The organism is Synechococcus sp. CBW1002 (assembly GCF_015840915.1).
In the GTDB taxonomy this organism is placed as follows: domain Bacteria; phylum Cyanobacteriota; class Cyanobacteriia; order PCC-6307; family Cyanobiaceae; genus CBW1002.
On the sequence record NZ_CP060398.1, the window covers coordinates 1439994 to 1465450 of the forward strand.

At 57.8% G+C, this 25457-nt stretch carries 25 protein-coding genes and 2 pseudogenes; 20 read left to right on the plus strand and 7 right to left on the minus strand.

Annotated features, from left to right (window positions below; genetic code table 11):
• Positions 1-107 precede the first annotated feature (107 nt).
• The 10 genes from H8F24_RS06825 (at position 108) to H8F24_RS06860 (ending at position 10948) form a co-directional block, all read left to right on the plus strand.
• Positions 108-266 carry a hypothetical protein gene (locus tag H8F24_RS06825; protein ID WP_197171534.1) on the plus strand — a complete coding sequence of 53 codons (159 nt, stop codon included), beginning with the start codon at positions 108-110 and terminating at the stop codon, positions 264-266.
• Between the two features lie 34 nt (positions 267-300).
• Complete coding sequence (locus tag H8F24_RS06830) at positions 301-1815, plus strand: IS66 family transposase (protein WP_197170082.1); 1515 nt, start codon at positions 301-303, stop codon at positions 1813-1815.
• A 340-nt stretch (positions 1816-2155) separates the two neighbouring features.
• Positions 2156-3109, plus strand: coding sequence for an IS1595 family transposase (locus H8F24_RS06835; RefSeq protein ID WP_197171117.1), 954 nt, complete (start codon positions 2156-2158; stop codon positions 3107-3109).
• A gap of 661 nt (positions 3110-3770) precedes the next feature.
• Positions 3771-6329: a glycosyltransferase gene (locus tag H8F24_RS06840; RefSeq protein ID WP_197171536.1), complete on the plus strand. Its 2559-nt coding sequence runs from the start codon at positions 3771-3773 to the stop codon at positions 6327-6329.
• Between the two features lie 287 nt (positions 6330-6616).
• Complete coding sequence (locus H8F24_RS06845; RefSeq protein WP_197171538.1) at positions 6617-6925, plus strand: DUF6444 domain-containing protein; 309 nt, start codon at positions 6617-6619, stop codon at positions 6923-6925.
• Positions 6926-6940: 15 nt separating this feature from the next.
• Complete coding sequence (locus H8F24_RS19290; protein WP_231597691.1) at positions 6941-7228, plus strand: transposase; 288 nt, start codon at positions 6941-6943, stop codon at positions 7226-7228.
• 49 nt (positions 7229-7277) lie between these two features.
• The gene (locus H8F24_RS06850; RefSeq protein ID WP_231598246.1) at positions 7278-8111 is read left to right on the plus strand and encodes an IS3 family transposase; all 834 of its coding nucleotides are present in this window, start codon (positions 7278-7280) and stop codon (positions 8109-8111) included.
• Complete coding sequence (locus H8F24_RS06855) at positions 8060-9400, plus strand: IS66 family transposase (protein ID WP_197171540.1); 1341 nt, start codon at positions 8060-8062, stop codon at positions 9398-9400. The genes H8F24_RS06850 and H8F24_RS06855 overlap by 52 nt, the downstream gene beginning before the upstream one ends.
• A 377-nt stretch (positions 9401-9777) precedes the next feature.
• Entirely contained in the window at positions 9778-10065 is a 288-nt protein-coding gene (locus tag H8F24_RS19295) for a transposase (protein WP_231598098.1), read from the plus strand.
• 19 nt (positions 10066-10084) lie between these two features.
• Positions 10085-10948 carry an IS3 family transposase gene (locus H8F24_RS06860; protein WP_231598247.1) on the plus strand — a complete coding sequence of 288 codons (864 nt, stop codon included), beginning with the start codon at positions 10085-10087 and terminating at the stop codon, positions 10946-10948.
• A 318-nt stretch (positions 10949-11266) separates the two neighbouring features.
• On the opposite strand, the gene H8F24_RS06865 is transcribed toward H8F24_RS06860, so the two are convergent.
• The 3 genes from H8F24_RS06865 to H8F24_RS06870 form a co-directional block, all read right to left on the minus strand.
• Positions 11267-12139 carry an IS3 family transposase gene (locus tag H8F24_RS06865; RefSeq protein ID WP_231598222.1) on the minus strand — a complete coding sequence of 291 codons (873 nt, stop codon included), beginning with the start codon at positions 12137-12139 and terminating at the stop codon, positions 11267-11269.
• Positions 12140-12149: 10 nt separating this feature from the next.
• On the minus strand, positions 12150-12437 hold the full coding sequence (locus H8F24_RS19300) for a transposase (RefSeq protein WP_231597691.1): 288 nt from the start codon (positions 12435-12437) through the stop codon (positions 12150-12152).
• Between the two features lie 195 nt (positions 12438-12632).
• The gene (locus tag H8F24_RS06870; RefSeq protein WP_231598158.1) at positions 12633-13856 is read right to left on the minus strand and encodes a transposase; all 1224 of its coding nucleotides are present in this window, start codon (positions 13854-13856) and stop codon (positions 12633-12635) included.
• Positions 13857-13952: 96 nt separating this feature from the next.
• Between H8F24_RS06870 and H8F24_RS06875 the strand changes: the two genes are divergently transcribed.
• A complete protein-coding gene (locus H8F24_RS06875; protein WP_197171369.1) occupies positions 13953-14222 on the plus strand; it encodes a hypothetical protein in 270 nt (89 codons plus the stop codon).
• Here the strand turns inward: H8F24_RS06875 and H8F24_RS06880 are convergent.
• Positions 14210-14980 (minus strand): transposase, encoded by a 771-nt coding sequence (locus tag H8F24_RS06880; RefSeq protein ID WP_370594814.1) that lies wholly within the window; start codon positions 14978-14980, stop codon positions 14210-14212. The genes H8F24_RS06875 and H8F24_RS06880 overlap by 13 nt on opposite strands.
• Before the next feature lie 54 nt (positions 14981-15034).
• Between H8F24_RS06880 and H8F24_RS19305 the strand changes: the two genes are divergently transcribed.
• Both H8F24_RS19305 and H8F24_RS06885 read left to right on the plus strand, forming a co-directional pair.
• Positions 15035-15322, plus strand: coding sequence for a transposase (locus H8F24_RS19305; protein ID WP_231598083.1), 288 nt, complete (start codon positions 15035-15037; stop codon positions 15320-15322).
• A 49-nt stretch (positions 15323-15371) separates the two neighbouring features.
• On the plus strand, positions 15372-16205 hold the full coding sequence (locus H8F24_RS06885) for an IS3 family transposase (RefSeq protein WP_231598221.1): 834 nt from the start codon (positions 15372-15374) through the stop codon (positions 16203-16205).
• 178 nt (positions 16206-16383) lie between these two features.
• On the opposite strand, the pseudogene H8F24_RS06890 reads toward H8F24_RS06885, so the two are convergent.
• Positions 16384-16656: pseudogene (locus H8F24_RS06890) on the minus strand (transposase); the annotation flags it as partial.
• 123 nt (positions 16657-16779) lie between these two features.
• Here H8F24_RS06890 and H8F24_RS20130 point away from each other — a divergent pair.
• The 3 genes from H8F24_RS20130 (at position 16780) to H8F24_RS06905 (ending at position 19888) form a co-directional block, all read left to right on the plus strand.
• Complete coding sequence (locus H8F24_RS20130; protein WP_370594815.1) at positions 16780-17118, plus strand: transposase; 339 nt, start codon at positions 16780-16782, stop codon at positions 17116-17118.
• A 199-nt stretch (positions 17119-17317) separates the two neighbouring features.
• The gene (locus tag H8F24_RS06900; protein WP_197171547.1) at positions 17318-18454 is read left to right on the plus strand and encodes an IS5 family transposase; all 1137 of its coding nucleotides are present in this window, start codon (positions 17318-17320) and stop codon (positions 18452-18454) included.
• A gap of 441 nt (positions 18455-18895) precedes the next feature.
• Positions 18896-19888 carry a glycosyltransferase family 2 protein gene (locus H8F24_RS06905; RefSeq protein WP_231598159.1) on the plus strand — a complete coding sequence of 331 codons (993 nt, stop codon included), beginning with the start codon at positions 18896-18898 and terminating at the stop codon, positions 19886-19888.
• Positions 19889-20041: 153 nt separating this feature from the next.
• On the opposite strand, the gene H8F24_RS06910 is transcribed toward H8F24_RS06905, so the two are convergent.
• The gene (locus H8F24_RS06910) at positions 20042-20248 is read right to left on the minus strand and encodes a hypothetical protein (protein WP_197157392.1); all 207 of its coding nucleotides are present in this window, start codon (positions 20246-20248) and stop codon (positions 20042-20044) included.
• Positions 20249-20386: 138 nt separating this feature from the next.
• Positions 20387-20773 carry a transposase gene (locus H8F24_RS06915; protein ID WP_370594794.1) on the minus strand — a complete coding sequence of 129 codons (387 nt, stop codon included), beginning with the start codon at positions 20771-20773 and terminating at the stop codon, positions 20387-20389.
• Positions 20774-20794: 21 nt separating this feature from the next.
• On the opposite strand from H8F24_RS06915, the gene H8F24_RS19310 reads away from it, so the two are divergent.
• The 4 genes and pseudogenes from H8F24_RS19310 (at position 20795) to H8F24_RS20135 (ending at position 25365) form a co-directional block, all read left to right on the plus strand.
• Entirely contained in the window at positions 20795-21304 is a 510-nt protein-coding gene (locus H8F24_RS19310) for a transposase (RefSeq protein ID WP_197157219.1), read from the plus strand.
• Positions 21301-22359, plus strand: coding sequence for an IS3 family transposase (locus H8F24_RS06920; protein WP_231597781.1), 1059 nt, complete (start codon positions 21301-21303; stop codon positions 22357-22359). The genes H8F24_RS19310 and H8F24_RS06920 overlap by 4 nt, the downstream gene beginning before the upstream one ends.
• A gap of 552 nt (positions 22360-22911) precedes the next feature.
• Positions 22912-24527 (plus strand): annotated as a pseudogene (locus tag H8F24_RS06925) (IS3 family transposase).
• 202 nt (positions 24528-24729) lie between these two features.
• On the plus strand, positions 24730-25365 hold the full coding sequence (locus H8F24_RS20135) for a YkgJ family cysteine cluster protein (RefSeq protein WP_197171548.1): 636 nt from the start codon (positions 24730-24732) through the stop codon (positions 25363-25365).
• The last annotated feature ends 92 nt before the right edge of the window (positions 25366-25457 follow it).

Here is a 25457-nt window from a genome sequence, read left to right on the forward strand (position 1 = left end):
CGCCTGAACGGTCGCCTCCCTGGCGAGTTAAACAGATTGAGGCAGGCATCGGCGGGCCAAGGAGCAATGATCCGATTGGCCAACAGCAACTGATCCCGAACAAGTCGATGAACCAGCGGATGATTGAAGAGCAAATCAAAACCCATATTGGTCGCAAGAGATTGGCAGCTAAATGTCTGGCGCAAGATTCGCAGCACGTACCCGTTCAGGAGTCGGGACAGCTCGCAACGAACATCGGGCTTGCTGAACCCTTGACGGTGGCTTGATTCCTGGTTGCATCTCAGTAAGAGACTCCTTGCGATGACCACCCCACCGGCCGGGATTTCAGAAGCCGATTGGGCCGCCACCCCGGTGGGAGTGAAGGCTGGATTTCTTGAGCTGGTCAGTCAGTGCCAGAGGCAGCAACAGGAGATCGAGCAGCTCCGCATCCAGCTCACCGCCCTGGCGACCGAACTGGCCCATCTGCGCGAGCGGATCGGCCGCAGCTCCCGAAATTCTTCCAAGCCTCCCTCCAGTGATGGCCAGGGGTTTAAGCCGCCCGAACGACGCAAGGGCAGTGGCCGCAAGCGCGGCGGCCAGCCGGGCCATCCCGGATCTGGGCCGGAGCTGCTGCCGATCGAGCGGGTGGATGAGGTGGTCGAGCACCACCCCCAGGCCTGCCGCCGCTGCGGCACGTTGCTACAGGGTCAGGATCCCGAGCCCTTGAGGCACCAGGTGATCGAGATTCCACCGATCACGCCTCTGGTGATCGAGCACCGGCTGCACCGCCTGGTCTGCCCCTGCTGTACCACCAGCACCTGTGCCTCGTTACCGGCGGAGGTGGAAGTAAGCCATTACGGTCCCCGGCTCAGTGCTCTGGTGGGTCTGCTGGGTAGTGCCTTCCCGTTGAGTTTCAGCAAGACCCAGGCGCTGCTGGATCAGCTGCTGGGGGTACAGATCAGCCGGGGAGCGATGGCCACTATCCGCCAGCGCTTGAGTGCAGCACTGGAGCAGCCCATGCAGGAGGCCCTTGCGTTTGCCCGTCAGCAGTCGGTGGTCTATGTCGATGAAACCGGTGCCCCCACCGGTAATGCCGATGGGGGCAACCCCGATGGCCGGCGCGGCTGGGAGTGGGTCATGGTGACCGCCATGGGGGTGACAGTGTTCTTGCAGAGCCTGAGCCGCTCGGCTGCCGCCGCGATCGACCTGCTCGGGAATGCCTTTGGCGGAATTGTGGTGAGCGATCGCTTCTCCGCCTACAACCATCTCCCGCTGGAGCAGCGCCAGCTGTGCTGGGCGCACGTGATCCGCGATCTCACTGCCATCGCTGACCGTCAGGGCGCCAGCGGTGAGATTGGAGCGGAGCTGCTGGGCCTGCAGCAGCAGCTGTTTGCCCAGTGGCACCGCTACAAAGACGGAACGATCGACTGGTCCACGTTGCAGCAGGGCTGTCGGCCGATCCGCCAGGCGTTTGTGGGCACGCTGCAGCGGGTTGTGGAGCTGGGCTGCCAGCGCGGCGAGCGAACGCCGTGGGCCAAGACGGTGCGTACCTGCCATCAGTTGCTGCAAGTGAGCGATGGCCTCTGGACCTTCCTGGAGATTGAAGGGATCGAGCCCACCAACAACGCAGCCGAGCGTGCCCTGCGCCATTCGGTGATTCAGCGCAAGATCAGCCATGGCGTCCAATCCCGCCAGGGTGCAATCTGCCGCAGCAGGTTGCTCACGGTCACCACCAGCCTGCGGCAACAGGGCCGTGATATCTGGCAGTTCCTGGAGCAGGCCTTGATCGCCCATCATCGCGGCGGTGAGATGCCATCGCTGTTGCCGAATCCCTGAGCCGGCCGTCATCGATCGTGGTGTCTGTGGTTGCTCGTTGATCAACGATCAGGGGTGGAATGCTGCGCTGCTGCGTCACGGCCCCTGAACGGATACCGCAGCACATCATCCGAGTCAGTCTCAAGGGGAATCTGAGACACCAGCTGCCCGAGAAACTGATCACACTTGCCATCAACCAAATCAATTGACTGGCAAAAAGGATACAATGATTCCGAAGTAATGGCCCCACTCAAATGCAGGCCCAGCCCATGCCTAGCAGCATAATAAGTCTTGATTACCCAGCTCGCTCCGTGCAGGCCATTTGTCCCGACTAGAGTGGTACGCAGATACTGTTCTGGCCATGGCGCGCAACGGCATCCAGTTCCAGAAGGGCCTGTCTCTGCCTGAGTTCCAGCGGCTCTACGGCACAGAGGAGCAATGTGAGGCTGCTCTGGAGAAGGCTCGCTGGCCGGATGGGTTCCGGTGCCCTCGCTGCAATAGGCATGAGCATGGCCTGGTTTACGGCCGACGACTCAAGCGCTACCAATGCCGCAACTGCGGCCATCAGACAACACTCACGGCCGGCACGATCCTGCAGGCCACCAAGCTCCCTCTGACAAACTGGTTCCTGGCCTTTTATCTGATCGGCCAGGCCAAGAACGGGATCTCCTCGCTGGAATTGAGTCGTCACCTGGGCGTCAACTACGACACCGCCTGGCTGCTTCACAACAAGATCCTGCGGGCGATGAGCGAACGGGAGGAGGAGTATCTGCTGCGGGGAAAGATTCAGATAGATGATGCCTACCTCGGCGGAGAACGCACTGGCGGCAAGGTGGGTCGCGGATCAGAAAACAAGATTCCGATCGTGGCAGCCGTCTCGTTGAACGAGTCCGGCCATCCGATCCACGCAAAGATCGCGCCGGTGAATAGCTTCAGTTCAGAGGCGATCGCTAACTGGTCCTTGAATAATCTGACTCCCGGTAGCGATGTACTCTCCGATGGCCTGGCCTGCTTCCGCGCCGTGACCACGGCCAACTGCCACCACAAGGCGAATGTCACCACCGGCCAGCACCCCAACGACCTGCCGCAGTTCCGCTGGATCAACACCCTGCTGGGCAACCTAAAGACCAGCTTCAACGGCACCTTCCATGCCTTCAACTTTGACAAGTACGCCAAGCGCTACCTGGGCGGCTTCTGCTTCCGCTTCAATCGGCGCTTTGCCATGGCTGAGATGACCGAGCGCATCGCCAATGCAGTCTGCTGCTGCATGCCTTGCACGGAGCGGGATCTCAGGCTTGCGGAGGCTTATGGGTAATCAAGTAATAAGTTGAAATTGGGTCTGGATCGGGCCAAATCACTTCGAGAGGCTCTCCAATCATCCTGCCAACCCAATAGCAAGAGCACAAGCCTCGGATTCGGTCCGCGAATCCACCCGCGACCATCCTTCTGCCTCCAGATAGTCGTATCGTCGTAAAGCGCATCAGCCCATGCATTCAGGGCTCACAGTATCATGAGAGTTGATGAAGGAGATCAGGCTTTCTCGCAAATCAGCGAATACTCAACCCATCACAGCAGATAACAGCCAGCTAGAACAAAGCAAGGGCATGCTTAGCGAAGAAATCATTGCGCTGACCAGTCAGAAAACGCCAATCAGGCAGCATAGATCTCTCGCAAAATGTAAGCTTTCAGGGGGCGGGACAGCATACGGCGCACTTGGCCTCGGCCGAACCCATAACGATGTCCTGATTCCCGCCTGCATCCCAGGCTGAGACCACTTGGGTTGGGCGCCCCCTCCGGCTGGCAATTCCGACGCGGACTGGTTGTCGTGGCCAGCTAACGATCCGCAGGGGAACATCCACAAAGAAGCTTTCACCGGATCTGGGAAGATCATCCCAACGAAGCACTTGGAGAAGGACAGTGACAAAGCCATGACTGATCGGTAGACTGCCCATAGAGCGTGATGATCCCCAAAGGCCGTGGCAAAGCGCAAAAAGCACAAGCCAATGGAGATGAATCAGCAAGAAGCAACTCTTAACAGGAATGACAGCGCCGAGGCCAACACGCAGGCAGAGAGGCATCAAGCAGAAGCAATGATGCCCAGCGTCAGCATCTGTACAGTCACGCATCAGAGACAAGCTTATCTGACGCTTGTAGAACAGTGCATTCTCAACCAAACCTACCCACTTACCAAGATTGAATGGATAATCCTGGATGACTCCTCTGAAGACCACCCTGATTTCCATCCAATCGAGCAGAGCGGCCTAACGATCAACTATCAGAGGCTGCCAAAAAAGCTCAGGCTTGGGGAAAAAAGAAATCTCAGCCACACCTTCTGTCGCGGAGACATCATCATCTATTTCGATGATGACGATTACTATCCGCCCGAAAGAGTGGAACACGCTGTCAACCAATTGGAGCAGAGTGGATGCATGGTGGCCGGATCCACAGTGCTGCCCATTCTATTTCTGCCAGATGAAGAGCTGTGGGTCGAGGGACCCTATGACCCCAATCATGCAACCTCAGGAACGCTCGCATTCAGGCGAGCACTGCTGGAACAAACAAGCCATGACGATGAAGCCGTTTGCCTTGAAGAGAAGAGTTTTCTCAAGGACTATTCCATACCAATGGCCCAGCTGGAACCAAGATTCACAATAATCAGCATCTTCCATGGCGGCAATATCATTGACAAGCGAGAGTTGATTCAACAGGTAGAAAACACGCGCATTCAGCGTGTCCCCACACAAGACCCGAATCAAATCGGGTTGATCAGGCAGCTCGCCAAAGCTTATGGGAATGCAAATAGCAAGACATCGACTGAAATGACACAGCCAGGAGCAACAAGACCAGTTTCTTCCGCACAACAGCTGAGCCCGCCTATGGACGAGGAGAAACTCAGACTCCCAGCAAGATCCATCATTGAGCTTGATGATCAGGACATTCATTTTAAGGTAGTGATCCCATCGTTTAATGCCGAGAGGTACATAGAAGCCTGCATTCGGTCGCTTCAAGAGCAGAACCATAGAAATCTTGAAGCGATTATTATTGATGATGGATCAACCGACAACACGGCGGCAATCGCAAGTGCTGCAATCGAGGGGGATTCACGATTTCGAATAACCAGCAATACCACAAATAGTGGTAGCTCATTGCAAAGTTTTCTTCAAGGCACAAGATTGCTAAGGCCGTCTCTCGACGATGTATTAATTACGCTTGACGGTGATGACCAGTTGCTAGGGAAAGATGCACTACAGATCGTGGCATTTACTTATCAGAGCCAGCAATGCTTACTCACCTATGGAAGCTTCATTCGCGCCAGCGATCAACGACACATTGGTGGCGCTTACGACACTCGGACAGTGATCACAAACAGCTTTCGCCAAGCACCCTGGCGAGCATCGCACCTGCGCACTTTCAAGGCTGGCTTGCTGGAGCTACTTAGTATTGGCGACCTGAGCGATGAACATGGGAACATTATAAAACAGGCCGGGGATATTGCGTTGATGCATCCACTACTGGAGATTTCTGGGCACAGAGCTGTCCACATTCCCTCCGCGATTCATCTCTACAACGATCAGAACCCAATCAATGTGCACAAAGTTAATCATCAGAGTCAAGCCCAGACGTCCATACAGATTAGGCAGAGAGCATCCTATGCACATGCTCCATTTATCACCCTATACAGTCCACCAATCGGGAGTGGGCACAGCACTACCACTCAGCTGAGGACACCTCAAATGCCTGGCACTTGCAAGGCAACTCAAGATTTATCCATGATCTCAGTTACTATTCCCACCAAGGAAAGACCAAGGCACTTGATCAATATTATCCGATGTTTTCAGTCTCAGACATGGCCCAACAAAGAGCTGTTGATCTTGGATGACAGCCGAGAACGATGCGCTGAAGCCGAAGCAATCGCGCAGAGTGATTCGAGGATCTGCTATATCCACCAGCATCACCGAGATAGTATCGGCACTAAGCGAAAGAGACTCTGCGCTGCTGCCAAAGGCGAGTACATCGCTCATTTTGACGATGATGATTATTACGCACCTGATTATCTTGAGACAATGCTGAATAGCCTCTTGGCAGGCAGGTACGACTTCGTTAAGCTCCGAAGCTGGTGTTCGCTCCACGCGCCAACGAGGATTTACGGCTTTTGCAATACAGCCCTGCTAGACAGCTCCTGCTCCTATCGAATATCATCTTCCGGAATCGAAAGGTTTCCCAGGCTGTTTTCTAGCGAAGAAAAGGATCGATCGCTATACGGATATGGCTTTTCGTATTTTTATCGGAGCGATCTTCTCAATAAAGTCAACCACCCGGAAGACATCAACCACGGCGAAGACATCAAGCTTGCCATGGACTGCATATCAGCCGGGGCAAGCATTGGCCTTGTCGACGATTACAGGGGACTTGCTATTCACATTATTCATGGAGGCAATACCTCATCCTGCTTTGCTCAGCACTTGATCTTGGAGCAGAATCTCACCAAGATGACAAGCATTCTCCCTTTACCAAACACGTTTCTTTCTCTTTAGTGTCCACTGGATAACTATGCTTCCCTCAAGAGATGCGATGCATCTAATCAGGGCATCCTGAGAAAGGGGAAAGCGGCTGCGCCGCAATGGATCCGAGCAGTTTTCAACTATAGAATGTGCTCAATTCGGCTCGATATCGCCGAAAAGAGCAGCGTCCCGTGGAGTGGTGTAACTCAGAAGGTCCGTACCCGTTCAGGAGTCGGGACAGCTCGCAACGAACATCGGGCTTGCTGAACCCTTGACGGTGGCTTGATTCCTGGTTGCATCTCAGTAAGAGACTCCTTGCGATGACCACCCCACCGGCCGGGATTTCAGAAGCCGATTGGGCCGCCACCCCGGTGGGAGTGAAGGCTGGATTTCTTGAGCTGGTCAGTCAGTGCCAGAGGCAGCAACAGGAGATCGAGCAGCTCCGCATCCAGCTCACCGCCCTGGCGACCGAACTGGCCCATCTGCGCGAGCGGATCGGCCGCAGCTCCCGCAATTCTTCCAAGCCTCCCTCCAGTGATGGCCAGGGGTTTAAGCCGCCCGAACTGAGGTGGTCTGGCTTTTCTGGACAGGCCCCATCGTTAACCTCTGAGGCGGGGTACCGCCCCTGAAAGGGGCTCCCACCGATGAGCAAGCGCCGCACCCACAGCCCCGAGTTCAAGGCCAGGGTCGCCATGGAGGCGATCAGTGGCCGCAAGACGATCCAGGAGATCGCCGCCGACCACGCCATCCACCCGATCCAGGTGAGCCAGTGGAAGCGGCAGCTCCTGGACGGTGCCAGCGAGCTCTTCACCCGAGGCAAGAAGACCAAGGACAAGGAGGAGGGGCAGGCCAAGGAGGCGGAGCTGTTCCAGCAGATCGGACGGCTGCAGATGGAGCTGGAGTGGCTCAAAAAAAAGTCTCAACTGCTCTGATGCCCGTGAACTGCGCAAGCTGGTCGATCACGACCACCCCGAGCTCAGCATCAGCAGGCAGTGTGCGCTGCTGGGGCTGCCTCGATCCACGCTGTACTACCGGCCGACACCGGTCCGTGTATCGACGCTGCGGATCATGGCCAGGATCGATGCTCTCTACCTGGAGGATCCCTGCAGCGGCAGCCGCCGGATGGTGGACTATCTGGCCCAAGATGGTATCCCGATCAGCCGAGATCGAGTGCGAAACCTCATGCGGCGCATGGGATTACGGGCGATCTACCAGAAGCCCCGGACGACGGTTCCAGGTGATCCGTCCGTGCGGTTCCCCTACCTGGTGGACCTCACGCAGGTCACGTCGGTGGATCAGGTCTGGGCGACCGACATCACCTACATCCCTCTGCAGAAAGGGTTCCTCTATCTGGTGGCGATCATGGATCTCCATTCCAGGCATGTGCTCAGCTGGAGGCTCTCCAACAGCCTTGACACGAAGTTCTGTCTGGAGGCCCTGGAGATGGCCTTGGGAGGCGGCCGTAGGCCAGAGATCTTCCACTCCGATCAAGGCTGTCAGTTCACGTCCGCTGACTTTGTGGCCAGACTCAAAGGGGAGCGGATCCAGATCAGCTGGTCCGGCAGAAAGCGGTGCTACGACAACATCCTTGTTGAACGGCTGTGGAGGACTGTCAAGTACGAGGAGGTCTACCTACGGGCATACAGCGATGGCTGGGACGCTGAAATCAGCCTGGCCCGCTTCCTGTGGCGGTATTGCCATGTAAGACCTCACAGTTCCCTTGGAGGCAAAACTCCCCACGCGGTCTACACTGAGGCCGAACCATGTTCCACCCGTCCTGGGTTAACGATGTCAGGGGCCGGAACTGTCCAATAAAAGGCACCCACCTCAAACGACGCAAGGGCAGTGGCCGCAAGCGCGGCGGCCAGCCGGGCCATCCCGGATCTGGGCCGGAGCTGCTGCCGATCGAGCGGGTGGATGAGGTGGTCGAGCACCACCCCCAGGCCTGCCGCCGCTGCGGCACGTTGCTACAGGGTCAGGATCCCGAGCCCTTGAGGCACCAGGTGATCGAGATTCCACCGATCACGCCTCTGGTGATCGAGCACCGGCTGCACCGCCTGGTCTGCCCCTGCTGTTCCACCAGCACCTGTGCCTCGTTACCGGCGGAGGTGGAAGTAAGCCATTACGGTCCCCGGCTCAGTGCTCTGGTGGGTCTGCTGGGTAGTGCCTTCCCGTTGAGTTTCAGCAAGACCCAGGCGCTGCTGGATCAGCTGCTGGGGGTACAGATCAGCCGGGGAGCGATGGCCACTATCCGCCAGCGCTTGAGTGCAGCACTGGAGCAGCCCATGCAGGAGGCCCTTGCGTTTGCCCGTCAGCAGTCGGTGGTCTATGTCGATGAAACCGGTGCCCCCACCGGTAATGCCGATGGGGGCAACCCCGATGGCCGGCGCGGCTGGGAGTGGGTCATGGTGACCGCCATGGGGGTGACAGTGTTCTTGCAGAGCCTGAGCCGCTCGGCTGCCGCCGCGATCGACCTGCTCGGGAATGCCTTTGGCGGAATTGTGGTGAGCGATCGCTTCTCCGCCTACAACCATCTCCCGCTGGAGCAGCGCCAGCTGTGCTGGGCGCACGTGATCCGCGATCTCACTGCCATCGCTGACCGTCAGGGCGCCAGCGGTGAGATTGGAGCGGAGCTGCTGGGCCTGCAGCAGCAGCTGTTTGCCCAGTGGCACCGCTACAAAGACGGAACGATCGACTGGTCCACGTTGCAGCAGGGCTGTCGGCCGATCCGCCAGGCGTTTGTGGGCACGCTGCAGCGGGTTGTGGAGCTGGGCTGCCAGCGCGGCGAGCGAACGCCGTGGGCCAAGACGGTGCGTACCTGCCATCAGTTGCTGCAAGTGAGCGATGGCCTCTGGACCTTCCTGGAGATTGAAGGGATCGAGCCCACCAACAACGCAGCCGAGCGTGCCCTGCGCCATTCGGTGATTCAGCGCAAGATCAGCCATGGCGTCCAATCCCGCCAGGGTGCAATCTGCCGCAGCAGGTTGCTCACGGTCACCACCAGCCTGCGGCAACAGGGCCGTGATATCTGGCAGTTCCTGGAGCAGGCCTTGATCGCCCATCATCGTGGCGGTGAGATGCCATCGCTGTTGCCGAATCCCTGAGCCGGCCGTCATCGATCGTGGTGTCTGTGGTTGCTCGTTGATCAACGATCAGGGGTGGAATGCTGCGCTGCTGCGTCACGGCCCCTGAACGGATACCATCGCTTTTACGTTAGCGTCAAAGAGGCGATCAAAGCGCTCCTGTTCGGTACTATTCATTGAGCTGGCTTCCCGTTGGGAAGATGAAGGGAATCAGCGCATCAGTAGATGCGCATCCCTCAGTGTCTTCCCGGAATCAGTCGCCAGCCGCAACCCAGCGGGGACTGCTCAGCTCTCGCCCTGAGCATCACCCTGTGTCATTGAGGTGGTCTGGTTTTTCTGGACAGGGCCCATCGTTAACCTCTGAGGCGGGGCACCGCCCCTGAAAGGGGCTCCCACCGATGAGCAAACGCCGCACTCACAGCCCCGAGTTCAAGGCCAGGGTCGCCATGGAGGCGATCAGTGGCCGCAAGACGATCCAGGAGATCGCCGCTGATCACGCTATTCACCCAATCCAGGTGAGCCAGTGGAAGCGGCAGCTGCTGGACGGCGCCAGCGAGCTGTTCACCAGGGGCAAGAAGACCAAGGACAAGGACGAGGGGCAGGCCAAGGAAGCGGAGCTGTTCCAGCAGATCGGCCGGCTCCAGATGGAGCTGGAATGGCTCAAAAAAAAGTCTCAGCTGCTCTGATGCCCATGAACTGCGCAAGCTGGTCGATCACGACCACCCTGAGCTCAGTGTCAGCCGCCAATGTGCGCTGCTGGGGCTGCCTCGATCCACGCTGTACTACCAGCCCACACCGGCGCGGGAATCGACGCTGCGGATCATGGCCAGGATCGATACTCTCTACCTGGAGGATCCCTGCTGCGGCAGCCGCCGGATGGTGGGCTATCTGGCCAGAGATGGGATCCCGATCAGCCGTGACCGGGTGCGAAACCTCATGCGCCGCATGGGTTTACGGGCGATCTACCAGAAACCGCGCACGACGATTCCGGGTCATCCATCCGAGCGCTTCCCCTGCCTGGTGGATCTCAGCCTGGTCACGGCAGTGGATCAGGTCTGGGCCACTGATATCACCTACATCCCGCTTCAGAAAGGCTTTCTCTACCTGGTGGCGATCGTGGATCTCTTCTCCAGGAATGTTCTCAGCTGGAAACTCTCCAACAGCCTTGACACGGAATTCTGCCTGGAAGCCCTGGACGTGGCGCTGGGGGCTGGCCGCAAGCCACAGATCTTCCACTCCGACCCAGGATGCCAGTTCACCTCCACGGACTTCGTGGCAAGGCTGCAAGCCGAGAAAATCAGGATCAGCTGGTCCGGAAGGAAACGCTGCTATGACAACATCCTGGTGGAAAGGCTGTGGCGCACAGTCAAGTACGAGGAGGTGTACCTACGTGCCTACAGCGATGGCTGGGAGGCAGAAATCAGCCTGGCCCGCTTTCTGTGGAGGTACTGCCATGTAAGGCCCCACAGCTCTCTGGGAGGTCGAACTCCCCATGAGGTCTACACTGAGAACGAATCCTGTCCCTCCCGCCCAGGGTTAACGATGTCAGGGACCAAACCTGTCCAATAAAAGGCACCCACCTCACATCCCCGCAAGGCGCAGAGCCTTGAATCGACAAAAGTTGACTATGATTATTCTTGTAATCTGCCGCGAAGCGGCTTAGTTCAACTACTATTCGGAGAGAATCTCAAGATGCGAAGATAGAATCAATGAACTGTTGCAGACCTTGGTTGAGTCAACGGGCCAGGAGAACAAGCATTTCTTAGGTGACAAGAAGCTCTCAAGTGCGAAGCTTGACGGTCGAAATCGGGTTCGATCTCTGAACTTCAATCCCAGGCCACTGTGCGCTGCTCTTTGTGGCAGAGACATGATTGAGGTGGGTGCCTTTTATTGGACAGTTCCGGCCCCTGACATCGTTAACCCAGGACGGGTGGAACATGGTTCGGCCTCAGTGTAGACCGCGTGGGGAGTTTTGCCTCCAAGGGAACTGTGAGGTCTTACATGGCAATACCGCCACAGGAAGCGGGCCAGGCTGATTTCAGCGTCCCAGCCATCGCTGTATGCCCGTAGGTAGACCTCCTCGTACTTGACAGTCCTCCACAGCCGTTCAACAAGGATGTTGTCGTAGCACCGCTTTCTGCCGGACCAGCTGATCTGGATCCGCTCCCCTTTGAGTCTGGCCACAAAGTCAGCGGACGTGAACTGACAGCCTTGATCGGAGTGGAAGATCTCTGGCCTACGGCCGCCTCCCAAGGCCATCTCCAGGGCCTCCAGACAGAACTTCGTGTCAAGGCTGTTGGAGAGCCTCCAGCTGAGCACATGCCTGGAATGGAGATCCATGATCGCCACCAGATAGAGGAACCCTTTCTGCAGAGGGATGTAGGTGATGTCGGTCGCCCAGACCTGATCCACCGACGTGACCTGCGTGAGGTCCACCAGGCAGGGGAACCGCACGGACGGATCACCTGGAACCGTCGTCCGGGGCTTCTGGTAGATCGCCCGTAATCCCATGCGCCGCATGAGGTTTCGCACTCGATCTCGGCTGATCGGGATACCATCTTGGGCCAGATAGTCCACCATCCGGCGGCTGCCGCTGCAGGGATCCTCCAGGTAGAGAGCATCGATCCTGGCCATGATCCGCAGCGTCGATACACGGACCGGTGTCGGCCGGTAGTACAGCGTGGATCGAGGCAGCCCCAGCAGCGCACACTGCCTGCTGATGCTGAGCTCGGGGTGGTCGTGATCGACCAGCTTGCGCAGTTCACGGGCATCAGAGCAGTTGAGACTTTTTTTTGAGCCACTCCAGCTCCATCTGCAGCCGTCCGATCTGCTGGAACAGCTCCGCCTCCTTGGCCTGCCCCTCCTCCTTGTCCTTGGTCTTCTTGCCTCGGGTGAAGAGCTCGCTGGCACCGTCCAGGAGCTGCCGCTTCCACTGGCTCACCTGGATCGGGTGGATGGCGTGGTCGGCGGCGATCTCCTGGATCGTCTTGCGGCCACTGATCGCCTCCATGGCGACCCTGGCCTTGAACTCGGGGCTGTGGGTGCGGCGCTTGCTCATCGGTGGGAGCCCCTTTCAGGGGCGGTACCCCGCCTCAGAGGTTAACGATGGGGCCTGTCCAGAAAAGCCAGACCACCTCAGATGCAGCTACCTGGGGACTCCTGAAAAAGATTCTCGGCCCATCGGCGCCGGATTCGTCCGTTTGCTTCGCGTTAATCAGGCTGGCAAGCGCGGTGACATCAAGTCGGCCAGATCTCAAAAGCCTGGCTTGCAGATGCCCTCAGGCGCTCTGATCGCTGACCAGGCCATAAAAAAGCTGTAGATCCACCCAAAAAGAAGGACAAAAAAGAGGCGCAGCAGCCTCAAGACCTTTTCCGCGCACATCACGACAAAGGCCATCGAGATGGAGGATTCGGCACCAGCTGGTAGACGAGCCATGATCAGATCCAGGGAATACTTGCGCTTTCCAGAGCCAAAGACGCCTTCCACTTCATTGCGTCGAGCTTGATCAGATCGGAGCTGGTGCTTGTGTGCAGTGGTGACATCAGGATCCTTGGGCGGGCGACCCAATCGCTTGCCGGAGAGGCGAATACCGTTCCTCGTGCAGAAATGCCTATTCTTGGCCGTGATATAAATCCGGTCGGCGCAGATGCGCTCTGGGTAAGATCCTGTATCCAACTTGTATTTATCCGCCTGAGCGATCAGGTCTTCTCCTTCGTTGTAGGGGTTCCAGCTTATGCGGTGCAAGAACGGAAAGCCGTTTTGAACCGAAACACTGATTTTGGCTCCAAACTCCACCGCAGCACGTGCTTTGCCTCGCACCATTGGGCGGATATGGGTCTGCACAAGCTTCACCAGGCGGTCTGGAATGCTGTTGGTCTGAGAGACGAGCAGAAGGCCCTGTTGCCGCTCCAACTCGCTGCAGGCCAACAACTTCTGCCACCAATGCCTCTTAAGCTCGGAAAGCCTTGCCCCGCAGCCGATCAGAGCATCAATGGCCTTGAGATTCTGCCGTACATAGCCAAGCTGATGTTTAATGGCAGCCTTCACTTTGCGGCGACGTGGTCGTTTTTGCTTCGCCACTCTCAGGAAATGAGCACGAGCAAGGCCACGGTCGTAGCGAGGTCGATGTCTCCTGAATCCCGATGACTGACTGCACAGATCATCAATGACTCGCTCGGTCGTTGTGCGAGCCTCGTTGAGGAGCTTGAGGTCTCTGGGATAGGTGATGTCGGCTGGAGTGCAACTGGCATCAATCGTGAGAGTGCCCCAATTCTTTCCTTCTGGCCAGTCAGCAGGCTTGATCAACGCATCAAGTTCTAGCTGAGCGCCTCCTCCACTGGAATCACGATCATCATGGTCGTCATCGTCTGCTGCCTGAGCAAGTGCTTCTAGAAGGATCTCTTTGCCGCGCTGCACCACCAGCTCGTTGATACGGCGCAGATCCTCGTCAGAAAAACGCTTGCGAAAGTGCACCATCATCGAGGCATCAAACGGTGCCTTGGCTGTGTAGCCCGCAAAGCCGAGAAAGAACGAACAAGGATAGATCGTGCGCAGCCACGATCTTATCCGGTGTTGGACAAGCCCTTTGAGGCTTTAGACCAGTCGTCTACGGTAGATACGTCCCGCCTGAATTCAGGTCTGGTTCAGATTTACAACCAGGAGAATGGCCAGCAGCCTGGCTTCATGAGTGTTTCTGTTGCTTGTTTCGCATTGTACGACCACGGCAAAGCTGCGGCTGCATATCGTGATGCCGATCGCTCTCTACAGAGCCGCATGCGGATGCCTTCTGGCTATGAAACCATGAATATAATTTGCACTATGACTTCAGCTCAACACAACTGATGCTCAGGGATTCGGACCATCCTAGCGATCAGTGTCATCGCCTTCCCGCAAGACTGACAGAGAACCGGTGATCGTTGCAGGGGGAGCCGTGGCGACGGTATAGGAACCTTGAGCACAAGCTGCAACAGCTGAACCAGCCGCTTGCAGTTCGCATGCAGAATGCCAAAATCCCGCACGCGTCGAAACCGCCGTGGCAGTACGTGCCTCAGCAGCAGCCAGAGAAACTCGGCCCCTGGCATCGTGCGGATCTGCTCTTGGCCCCGGTTGTCCTTATAGCGGAAGCTGACCTCACCAGCGGTGTTTGCGATAATGTTCTTCTCTGGCAGAACGCCCCGATAGAGATAGCGACCCAGATAAACGAGGGCTTGCTCTCCGTGTCCGACATCCGTGCAGTCCACCACCCATTCATTCGGGAGCTGTTCTTCGCAGCGTAGACCCGCCACTCGTAGGGCCTCAAACCATTTGGCGCGGAAGACCCTCGCCAGATTGTTGGCCCAGAACAGGACGTTGCTCTTCTTCTCGCGCCACTCTCTACTCTGCTGGTTAATTGCGCCTGCGGGCACAATCAGATGGACATGGGGATGATAGTCGAGCCGGCGGTTATGAGTGTGCAGAACTGCATGGGCTCCAGTTCGGCCCTTCAGCCTTCGATCTCTTCTCGAGAACGAGTCAATAGTCTGCCATGCGGTTTTGAGCAGCAGATCATAGGTTTTGTGCTGATGATTCCAGAACTGAGGTGGTCTGGCTTTTCTGGACAGGCCCCATCGTTAACCTCTGAGGCGGGGTACCGCCCCTGAAAGGGGCTCCCACCGATGAGCAAGCGCCGCGCCCACAGCCCCGAGTTCAAGGCCAGGGTCGCCATGGAGGCGATCAGTGGCCGCAAGACGATCCAGGAGATCGCCGCCGACCACGCCATCCACCCGATCCAGGTGAGCCAGTGGAAGCGGCAGCTCCTGGACGGTGCCAGCGAGCTCTTCACCCGAGGCAAGAAGACCAAGGACAAGGAGGAGGGGCAGGCCAAGGAGGCGGAGCTGTTCCAGCAGATCGGACGGCTGCAGATGGAGCTGGAGTGGCTCAAAAAAAAGTCTCAACTGCTCTGATGCCCGTGAACTGCGCAAGCTGGTCGATCACGACCACCCCGAGCTCAGCATCAGCAGGCAGTGTGCGCTGCTGGGGCTGCCTCGATCCACGCTGTACTACCGGCCGACACCGGTCCGTGTATCGACGCTGCGGATCATGGCCAGGATCGATGCTCTCTACCTGGAGGATCCCTGCAGCGGCAGCCGCCGGATGGTGGACTATCTGGCCCAAGATGGTATCCCGATCAGCCGAGATCGAGTGCGAAACCTCATGCGGCGCATGGGATTACGGGCGATCTACCAGAAGCCCCGGACGACGGTTCCAGGTGATCCGTCCGTGCGGTTCCCCTGCCTGGTGGACCTCACGCAGGTCACGTCGGTGGATCAGGTCTGGGCGACCGACATCACCTACATCCCTCTGCAGAAAGGGTTCCTCTATCTGGTGGCGATCATGGATCTCCATTCCAGGCATGTGCTCAGCTGGAGGCTCTCCAACAGCCTTGACACGAAGTTCTGTCTGGAGGCCCTGGAGATGGCCTTGGGAGGCGGCCGTAGGCCAGAGATCTTCCACTCCGATCAAGGCTGTCAGTTCACGTCCGCTGACTTTGTGGCCAGACTCAAAGGGGAGCGGATCCAGATCAGCTGGTCCGGCAGAAAGCGGTGCTACGACAACATCCTTGTTGAACGGCTGTGGAGGACTGTCAAGTACGAGGAGGTCTACCTACGGGCATACAGCGATGGCTGGGACGCTGAAATCAGCCTGGCCCGCTTCCTGTGGCGGTATTGCCATGTAAGACCTCACAGTTCCCTTGGAGGCAAAACTCCCCACGCGGTCTACACTGAGGCCGAACCATGTTCCACCCGTCCTGGGTTAACGATGTCAGGGGCCGGAACTGTCCAATAAAAGGCACCCACCTCACACCGCAAGGCGTGCATCCCTCACTGTGAGCCGCCAGGACTCAGTACAAGCGGAAACAAATGCTTCTGCTCCTTCTCAGAGGCTTCAACCAGGTCACTGTCGCTTAAAAAGTGATGAGTAGGCTATACTTGGTCTTGATCTGCCGCGTAGCGGCTTCGTCCAACTGAATATAGGCGTTCTCTCTGATCTGATGGACTGTCTCTTCGTCGGTGAGCCCTAACTTCTGTTTGATGTAGAGAGCACCAAAGGCCATTCTCACTGATTTGGCTGGAGCGCCAATTGTGGCGCTGAATTGAGGGGCATAGGTTTCTTCCAGCTCATCCCATGGGATCAGCCCCTCCAGTTGAACCCAGCGATTCTCAGGATCAAGTGTGCCGCCAAATGGCAGGTGGAACTCCTTGATTGAGATCTGACCGTTATTGTGCCTCCGGTACATATGGAGCGATCAGGAGTAAAGGCAATCACGGATTGCCTGATTCACGGCTACTTTAGCGGTTTCTCATGCTTGAGACCAGCTGCGGCGCAATGGATCTGGATTTTTCAGGAGTCCCTACCTGGAATGGGCCATGGAACTCTTTTGACTGTGATTAGTGAGTGTGGGACTGATATGAGGCGATGGCCAACGGCCAAGCATTTCACGTCATGGCTTGGCCTGGCCCCGCGGAACAAGGTATCTGGTGGAAGGCTTCTGTCATCAGGTACAGCGGTGGGGAGCCAATCCTGCCCGGACTACTATTTGGATGGCCGCGCAAGTTTTGGCGCGTGCGCAGACATCTCTCGGTGGATTTCAAAGACGTTTAGCAGCGAGGATTGGTCGCCCAAAGGCAATCATTGCAACAGCACGCAAGTTGGCCGAACTCTATTACCGAGCATTACGCGATGGCATATCCCTTGTTGATCCTGGTCTGAGCCATTACGAAGCTGAGCAGCGGCAGATACAGATCAATGCCATAAAGAGACGAGCTCAGCGCCTTGGCCTAACGCTCACTCAAGCGTGAATAGAGCAAACATAGATTCCCGCCGCAACGCTGTGCTTCTTAGGAGTTTGCTGAAAAACCCGGCCATCTCTGCGAGAATGGGCCAGCTGTCCAGCCCAGATGCGAGGTCAACGGGAGCGCAGCGGCTCCCTGTTCTCCTACGTGTCGATTGAGGATCGGATCCCGGCCGGCCATCCGCTGCGGCGGATCCGCAAGCTGGCCGATCAGGCCCTCGATCGCCTCAATCCCACCTTCTGTGATCTGTACGCCGCAGAAGGCCGGCCATCAGTGCCGCCGGAGCAACTGCTGCTGGCCTCGTTGCTGCAGGCGTTCTACGGCATCCGCTCGGAGCGGTTGCTGCTCGAGCAGCTCCACTACAACCTGCTGTTCCGCTGGTTTGTGGGGCTGAGCCCAGATGATCCGATCTGGCATCCCACCACATTCACAAAAAACCGGGAGCGGCTGCTGAACGAGCAGGTGATGGGGAAGTTCCTGGAGAAGCTGATGGGTGCTCCGGAGGTCAAGCCGCTGCTCAGTGACGAGCACTTCTCCGTCGATGGCACCTTGCTGCAGGCCTGGGCCTCCCATGCCTCACTGGTGCGGATCGATGGGCAGGACGATCCGCCGCCACCGCCGTCAGGCCCTGGCGAGGGTTTTGGCGCTCCAAAGCCCGGCAAGAAGCGAGCGAAAGGGGATTTCCGAGGCATCAAGCTCAGCAACAAGACCCACCGCTCCGGCAGTGATCCCGACGCCTTGCTGGCCCGGAAATCCAACGCCCACCCGGCTCAACCGAGCTACCGGGGTCATGTGCTCATGGACAACCGCCATGCCCTGATCGTCGATTGCAAGGTCACGCAAGCCACGGGCACCGGGGAGCGGGATGCCGCCAAAGCCATGGCCGCGGATCGTCCCGGTGCCCACCAGAAAACCATCGGTGCCGACAAGCACTACGACACCAGGGGCTTTGTCGCCGAGATGCGCCGCATCGGCGTGACGCCGCACGTGGTGCAGAACACCGCCCGATCTGGTGGTTCCGCCATCGATGGCCGCACCACCCGCCACGTGGGCTACGCCAAGTCGATCCATGCCCGCCGCGGCATCGAGAAGGTGTTTGGCTGGATCAAACAGTGGGGAGGTCTGCGCCAGTTCAAGCTGCGCGGCACCGAGAAGGTGAGTGCGGTGTTCGGCCTGAATGTGATCGCCTACAACCTGATCCGCCTGGGCAACCTGCTCAAACCGGCGATGGCGGCGGCGTGAACAGGTGGTTGCCCAGAAGTGTGCCCAGACGGCAGTGATCAGGGAGCCCCAAAGGGGCAAAACACACCAAAAGGGGAGCTCTGAGCCGCTGAAACTCTGAAAACCAGACCGAAATGAGCTGCACCAGCTCTCAGGAGGGAAAAACGCTGCTTCTCAGGCGGTTTTTCCGCAAACTCTTAGGAAAGTCTCAGCTGCTCTGATGCCCATGAACTGCGCAAGCTGGTCGATCGCGACCACCCTGAGCTCAGTGTCATCCGCCAATGTGCGCTGCTGGGGCTGCCTCGATCCACGCTGTACTACCACCTCAGCTGAATGGCCCTTGACGGGGTTTTCAGCAAACTCCTAATCAAGAGAAGTCTTGACGACAATTAAGAATTCACTCTAAAATCACAAAGTGCAGCACCTTTGTGGCGACTGCTCCTCCAATCGCCTTCACCGCCCGTGACCTGCAATCTCTCAGTCCTAACGCGATTATATGATGGAGAAGCTCCTTATCTGCAAGGATTTATAGATTATCATCGGTCCATTGGAATCGAAAGCTTCTACTTTATTCTCGAACCAGGCCAATCGCTACTTTGCAGACAGATCTTGGTCGACAACCTAATTTCGCCATTGGACATTGATTCACAGAATATGACCGCGGCGCTTCCACGCATAGTCACTAAGTATTCGGCAATTATTGATGCTGACGAGTACCTCCATCCCGGCACTGTCAAGCTGTTGCTTTCGCATGATATTCAGACCCTTTCAATGCCTTGGGCCTTGACAGCAACGCTTGACTTTTCCAGAGTTGAAAGTCACAAGAAGCAGTTTATATTGTTTCCGCGCGGAAAAGAGATTGTCCGAGTTGCGGATGTCCAGGAAGTCAAGCCGCACACATCTACGATGTCCAGGCTGGGTTCACGCATCACCCTAAAGCAGGGCAAGAGTCTTCCACTAAGGCATTACTATTGCAGGGGTGTTGAAGACTTACTAGTGAAGTTCTCACTTTCTGGGGGGACATACTCAAGGCTTTATGGACTTAGTCAAAAGTCTGAGCAAGTCATTGAATCAATTCGCACTGGAAGAATCTGGGAAGAATTTGGCTCACATCAACCTTCAGGGACTCTGACTCGGATAGCGGCGACTGCCTTGGTCTTGGCCTTAATGCAAGGTACGACAGTTATTGATGACTTTCCCCTGCCAAAGGTCAATACAGCACTCTCCACTCTATTGCTCTCTAGGCTTGGAATAACTGAGGCTGATACGGAGATTGCCGTCAAAGCCGTTGACCAACTAAAAGATATATTCTATAGTGATACATTACTGGTTTTTAGGAGTATGTTTCATGAGTATTTTGCTGATTCGTGTGATGGAGTCAATCTTCAGGCTATGGCCCTTGCCCTTGTCAGGCAAGGCGATTCCCGACTAAGAATTTTAAGTAGGGCCTCCTGATCAAGTAAGAACCACACCCAGGGCAACAAAGTGGGGAGGCCCGGCTGAACTCTGAGTGTTGCTCAGGCTGCAGCCGGTTGATTGCTCAGGAGTCCATCCTCACCTCTTCGGATGGATTCAGTGCCGATGAGTAGCCAGGGCTAATTCAAAGTCTCACCATAGGTCCGGGGATGGCTGGCGCGTGGCCATCGCCAGCAATGCCGTGATGTTGTCGTACATCACCGCCTGCATCCCGGCACGCATCGCCCGACATCCGACCAGCCTCAGCAGGTTCATCGCTGCGGTTCGCAGCGTGGCCATCGCGCCGGCGCCATTGCCCGGAATCCAGTGCCAGCCCTCGATGCTCCAGCGGTCTCGCACCAGTTAGGGACTCCTGAAAAAGTCAGAACGACTGCGGCGCAACTTGTTTCAGTGACCGAGACCCGATGAACTGGGCTCGATCAAGGCAATTGACGATTGCTACAACTGCTGAACGCTGCAGATTGAGGTGGGTGCCTTTTATTGGACAGTTCCGGCCCCTGACATCGTTAACCCAGGACGGGTGGAACATGGTTCGGCCTCAGTGTAGACCGCGTGGGGAGTTTTGCCTCCAAGGGAACTGTGAGGTCTTACATGGCAATACCGCCACAGGAAGCGGGCCAGGCTGATTTCAGCGTCCCAGCCATCGCTGTATGCCCGTAGGTAGACCTCCTCGTACTTGACAGTCCTCCACAGCCGTTCAACAAGGATGTTGTCGTAGCACCGCTTTCTGCCGGACCAGCTGATCTGGATCCGCTCCCCTTTGAGTCTGGCCACAAAGTCAGCGGACGTGAACTGACAGCCTTGATCGGAGTGGAAGATCCCCCCAGTGTCAGCAAAGAAGTCCGCTCGGTTTGACCCGTCCACCTGGGGGCCCAACCGACGACTATGCAACCGCCCTATGACGCCGCTCTGCGGGAAGCCGTCCGCCTGCGGATGAGCCCTCCGAACCTTGAGAGCGTGGCTGAGATCGCCCGCGACACCGGGATCACGGCGCAGACCATCTACAACTGGCGGAGCCAGTGGCAGAAGCAGGGCCAGCTGGTGCCTGCCACGAACCGGCCGCCGGAGCAGTGGAGCGCTGCCGACAAGCTGGCAGCCGTGATCCAGGCCGCAGGACTGAACGGAAGCGAGCTCGGGTCGTTCTGCAGGGAGCGGGGGCTGTACCCCAAGCAGGTTGCCCGTTGGCGCCAGGCCGCCGAGGATGCCAATGGCCCCAGCGCGCCGAGCATGGCTGATCAGCGGGAACTGCAACGCAAGAATCAGGAACTGGTCCGGCGGAATCGCCAGCTGGAGCGTGAATTGCAGAAGAAAGAAAAAGCACTGACAGAAGCGGCGACGTTGTTGATGCTCTCAAAAAAGTTCAACCAGATCTTTCAACCGGACGAGGATCCTTGATTCCGTCTGGCGATCGCGGTGCGATCGTCGCGCTTCTACAGGAAGGCATCAGTCGTGGCCTTTCGGCCAAGGCCATTGCTGATCTTTTCGGCCTGGCGACACGCACGCTGAGGCGATGGGGCTTGATGATTCGGACCCAGGGATTCAGCTGCGATCAACGCAAGGGAGCGTCCAGGCATGTCATGCATCGTTTCAGCGAGGAGGAGCGCCAACAGGTGTTGTCCACTGTCAACGATCCACGCTTTGCCGATCTCACGCCTGGTCAGATCGTGGCGATCCTTGCCGAGGAGGGAGTCTACGTGGGATCGGAGTCAACGATTTACCGCATCATGCGCCAGGAAGGCCTGTTAAATCATCGCGGCAGGAGCCGCCCACCGCGGGAGCCAAGAGAGCCACCCGTGCTGGAGGCAACGGGCATCCATCAAGTGCTGGCCTGGGATATCACCCTGTTGCCGGGGCCTGTGAAGGGTCAATTCTACTACCTTTATATGGTGATGGATGTGTGGAGCCGGCGCATCCTTGGCGTTGAGGTGCACGATCGTGAATGCGGCGAACTGGCCAAGCACTTCTTTGATCGTGTCTGCCGTGATGAAGGGATCAGCTCGGGGTCGACCACGATCCTGCACGCCGATAACGGAGCACCCATGCGCTCCTACACCTTGGCCGCCAAGCTGGCCGAGCTCGGCATCTCCCTGTCATTCTCGCGGCCGCGGGTGAGCAATGACAACGCCTACGTTGAGTCATGGTTCCGAACCATGAAATATCACCAGAGCTATCCAGTGCGTCGTTTCCGGGATCTTCTCTCAGTGCGTGCCTGGGTCGATGGTTTTGTTGACTGGTACAACGCTGAGCATCGTCACAGCGGCATCAAGTATGTGACGCCCAATCAACGTCACTACGGAGAAGCTGACGCGATCTGCAGAGTCCGTCAGCAGACCTATGAGCAGGCGCGTGCGCAACATCCACGCCGCTGGGCCAGGCCACCTCGCGATTGGGCTCAGCCAACAGTCGTGCGGGTCAACCATCCCAGACCGCAGGACACTGTCGCTGCTTGAAGATCAGAAACCCAGGCCCCAGGGGGTTGTGGTTGGACCGCCCGCAAGAGGCGGGCCGGCCTCAGCCTCCGACCGGGGGCCGGCCGCTCAAGCCTGCGCTCCTGATCAACGCGCGATGACGATCAACATCCGATCTCGAAGCCCATGATCCTCCATCCGGAGTAGGCTTTCTGAGGTACTCAGATCAGTACCCTGAGCGGACATCTTTGCTGATGGGCGCCGACCGGCGGGATTCCATGGCGCTTGGCAACGGCTACCCCAGAGGGTTCCGGGGAGGCAGTGCAGCAGCCCCGGCGCGTCGACGCTCCGAACCGCCATGGTGACCACCATTGGCAGGCACCATGACCATAGGCTGGGTGATGGACAGCACGGGACTGTTTCAGTCAGGCCGCAGCCAGGCGGGGGCTCCGGCCACGTTGCTGATCCCGCGGGACTGGGCCAGCTTCCGCAGCTCCATCCTGGTGAGGGTGGCGAGGGCCAGGGCCTGCCCCCGGTTTCAGGAAAGATGTCACCCCTCTCATCCGTACATCCGGGGGCTTGAGGACATGACCAATGCGTCGTTACAGCGAGGCCGTCAAGGCTGATGTGAGAAGGCGGATGAGCCCGCCGCACAGGCAGAGCGTGGCCCGGATTTCAGAAGAGCTGGGCATCCACGTGATCACCCTCTACAAATGGAGGAAGACGTGGCGGTTGCAGGGAGAGGTGGTGCCGGCATCTCAGAAGGAACCAGATGGCTGGAGTGCTGCCGACAAGTTCACGGTGGTGCTGGAGACGGCCGGGTTGAACGCCACTGAGCTCAGTGCCTATTGCCGCGAGCGGGGGCTCTTTCCTGAGCAGGTGAGCCGCTGGCGTCAGACCGCTCAGGATGCCAACGCCAAGCCGGTGCTGACGATGGCCGAGCAAAAGGAGCTCGAAAGGCTCCGTGCCCAGGACCAGCGAGAGATCAAAGCACTCAAGAAGGAGCTGCAGCGCAAGGAGAAGGCCCTGGCGGAGGCGGCGGCCTTGCTGGTGCTGCGAAAAAAGTGGGATGCCTTCTGCTCGGAGGACGCGGAAGGTTGACCAGCGCCGCGCACCGGCGGAAGGTGATCGAGCTGATCGGCGAGGCGCATGCGGCTGGAGCCGGCCTGGTGAGCGCATGCGGTGAGATCGGCATCTGCCTGCGTACCCTCAAACGATGGCGGAAGGCCTTTCTGGGTGATGGGGACGGCGAGGACCGCCGTAAAGGAAGTCCTCGCCTGGTCGTTCACCGGCTGACGGAGGAGGAGCGCCAGCGGATCCTGCTGACGTGCAACCAACCGGAGTACGCCTCGCTTCCGCCCGGGCAGATCGTGCCAGCGCTGGCGGATCAGGGCCTCTATATCGCCTCCGAGAGCAGTTTCTACCGGGTGTTGCACCAGGCAGGGCAGTGTCACCGACGTGGGCGGGCCCGGTTGCCGCAGGAACCGCGCTCCGTGCCGCGCCTCAGGGCGGATGGCCCAAACCGGGTTTGGAGCTGGGACATCACCTATCTGCCGACCACAGTCCGGGGTGTGTGGCTTTACCTCTACCTAGTGGTCGACGTCTGGAGCCGCAAGGTGGTGGCCTGGGATATGGCTGAGGTGGAATCGGCTGAGATCGCGGCGGATCTGGTGCAGCGAGCCTGTCTCAAGGAGCGTTACCGCCGCCCAAGGGGATGTGGCGCCAACCAGTCCACCCCCCTGCCGCTGATCCTCCATGCCGACAACGGCAATGCCATGCGCGCCGCCACACTCGAGGCGCGGCTGGAGGAGTTGGGTGTCCTGCGGTCGTTCTCTCGGCCCAGGGTTTCGAATGACAATCCCTTCTCGGAAGCCTTGTTCCGCACGTTCAAGTACCGGCCCGACTACCCCAGTCGGCCGTTTACCAGCAAAGAAGAGGCGTGTGAGTGGGTGTCGGCGTTTGTCGACTGGTACAACCATCAACACCGCCACAGCGGCATCAAATTCGTGACGCCTCACCAGCGTCACAGCGGTGCCGCGAAGGCAATTTGCCAGCAGCGAGCCAATGTCTACGAGAAGGCCCGTCAGGCCCATCCAAGACGCTGGAGCCGAAGCACCCGCTGCTGGCGTCAACCCGAAGAAGTGTGGATCAACAAGCCACCAGAGGAACCCGATCCGATCCTCGCGCTACCCTTAACCGAGGCCGTCTAAATGGCAGCCAAGGAGTGACACCTTCCCTGAAAGTTACCGCCTGGGGCCCTAGTGTGCCGTCCCGCAAATAACAACTAGAATCCGGGGTGTCGCTAGAGGTGCTCCGTGGCACTAGGCCTCCCGATGAATCTACTGGTCCTCAGTGAGTGCCAACCAGAATTACATAGGATGCATGCATGGGTGCATGATCTGACAGAACAGAATGAACACCAGGTCGACGGCCGGTATCGACACCAATTCTGAAACATCGCAGACTGATGTGGCTGAATCACTCTGCTCGACTTGTGGCTTTTGCTGCAGCGGTGCTTTCTTCTATCGCACTGTAGTAACTGAGGAAGAGGTCTCTTGCCTCACATCTCTATCGGTACCAGCAAAGCCATATCGCCATAGCAAGTTCAGCATTATGCACCCATGCAGTGCACTCTCAGAATGCAAGTGCTCAATTTATAGCCAGAGGCCACAGGATTGTAGAGACTGGAGCTGCAAGCTTCTGATAGCGACAGAATCCGGAACCATTCCCTTTTCCAGCGCGAAGGCCATCATCGCCAATGGAAAGTCGCAAATCTCATCTCTGACCACTCGAATCAACTCCTTGTTGCCTCCAGAACGATCAGGCACGACGAACTTTTACCTATTGCTTCACAAGCTTACCGACTACGTTGAAGAGAGCATAATGAGTGGCAGGCCAGAGGGCGTCGGCCGTAAAGCACTTCAACTCATTGGGGCCACTAGAGATTACCTCGTTCTGATCAACGAGCACTTCAGGTCACCCAGTCTTCTTGGAAGGATCAACACTCTAATCGACTCAGTAGGCACAGCCAAGCCCGGAAAGTCTTAGTTCTGAGGTATTGATCTTCGGATGAACTCAGTTCAACCTGCTCGGGATCTATGGTTCGGGTACTCGTTCAGGGGGGGGGTGACTGATACGGC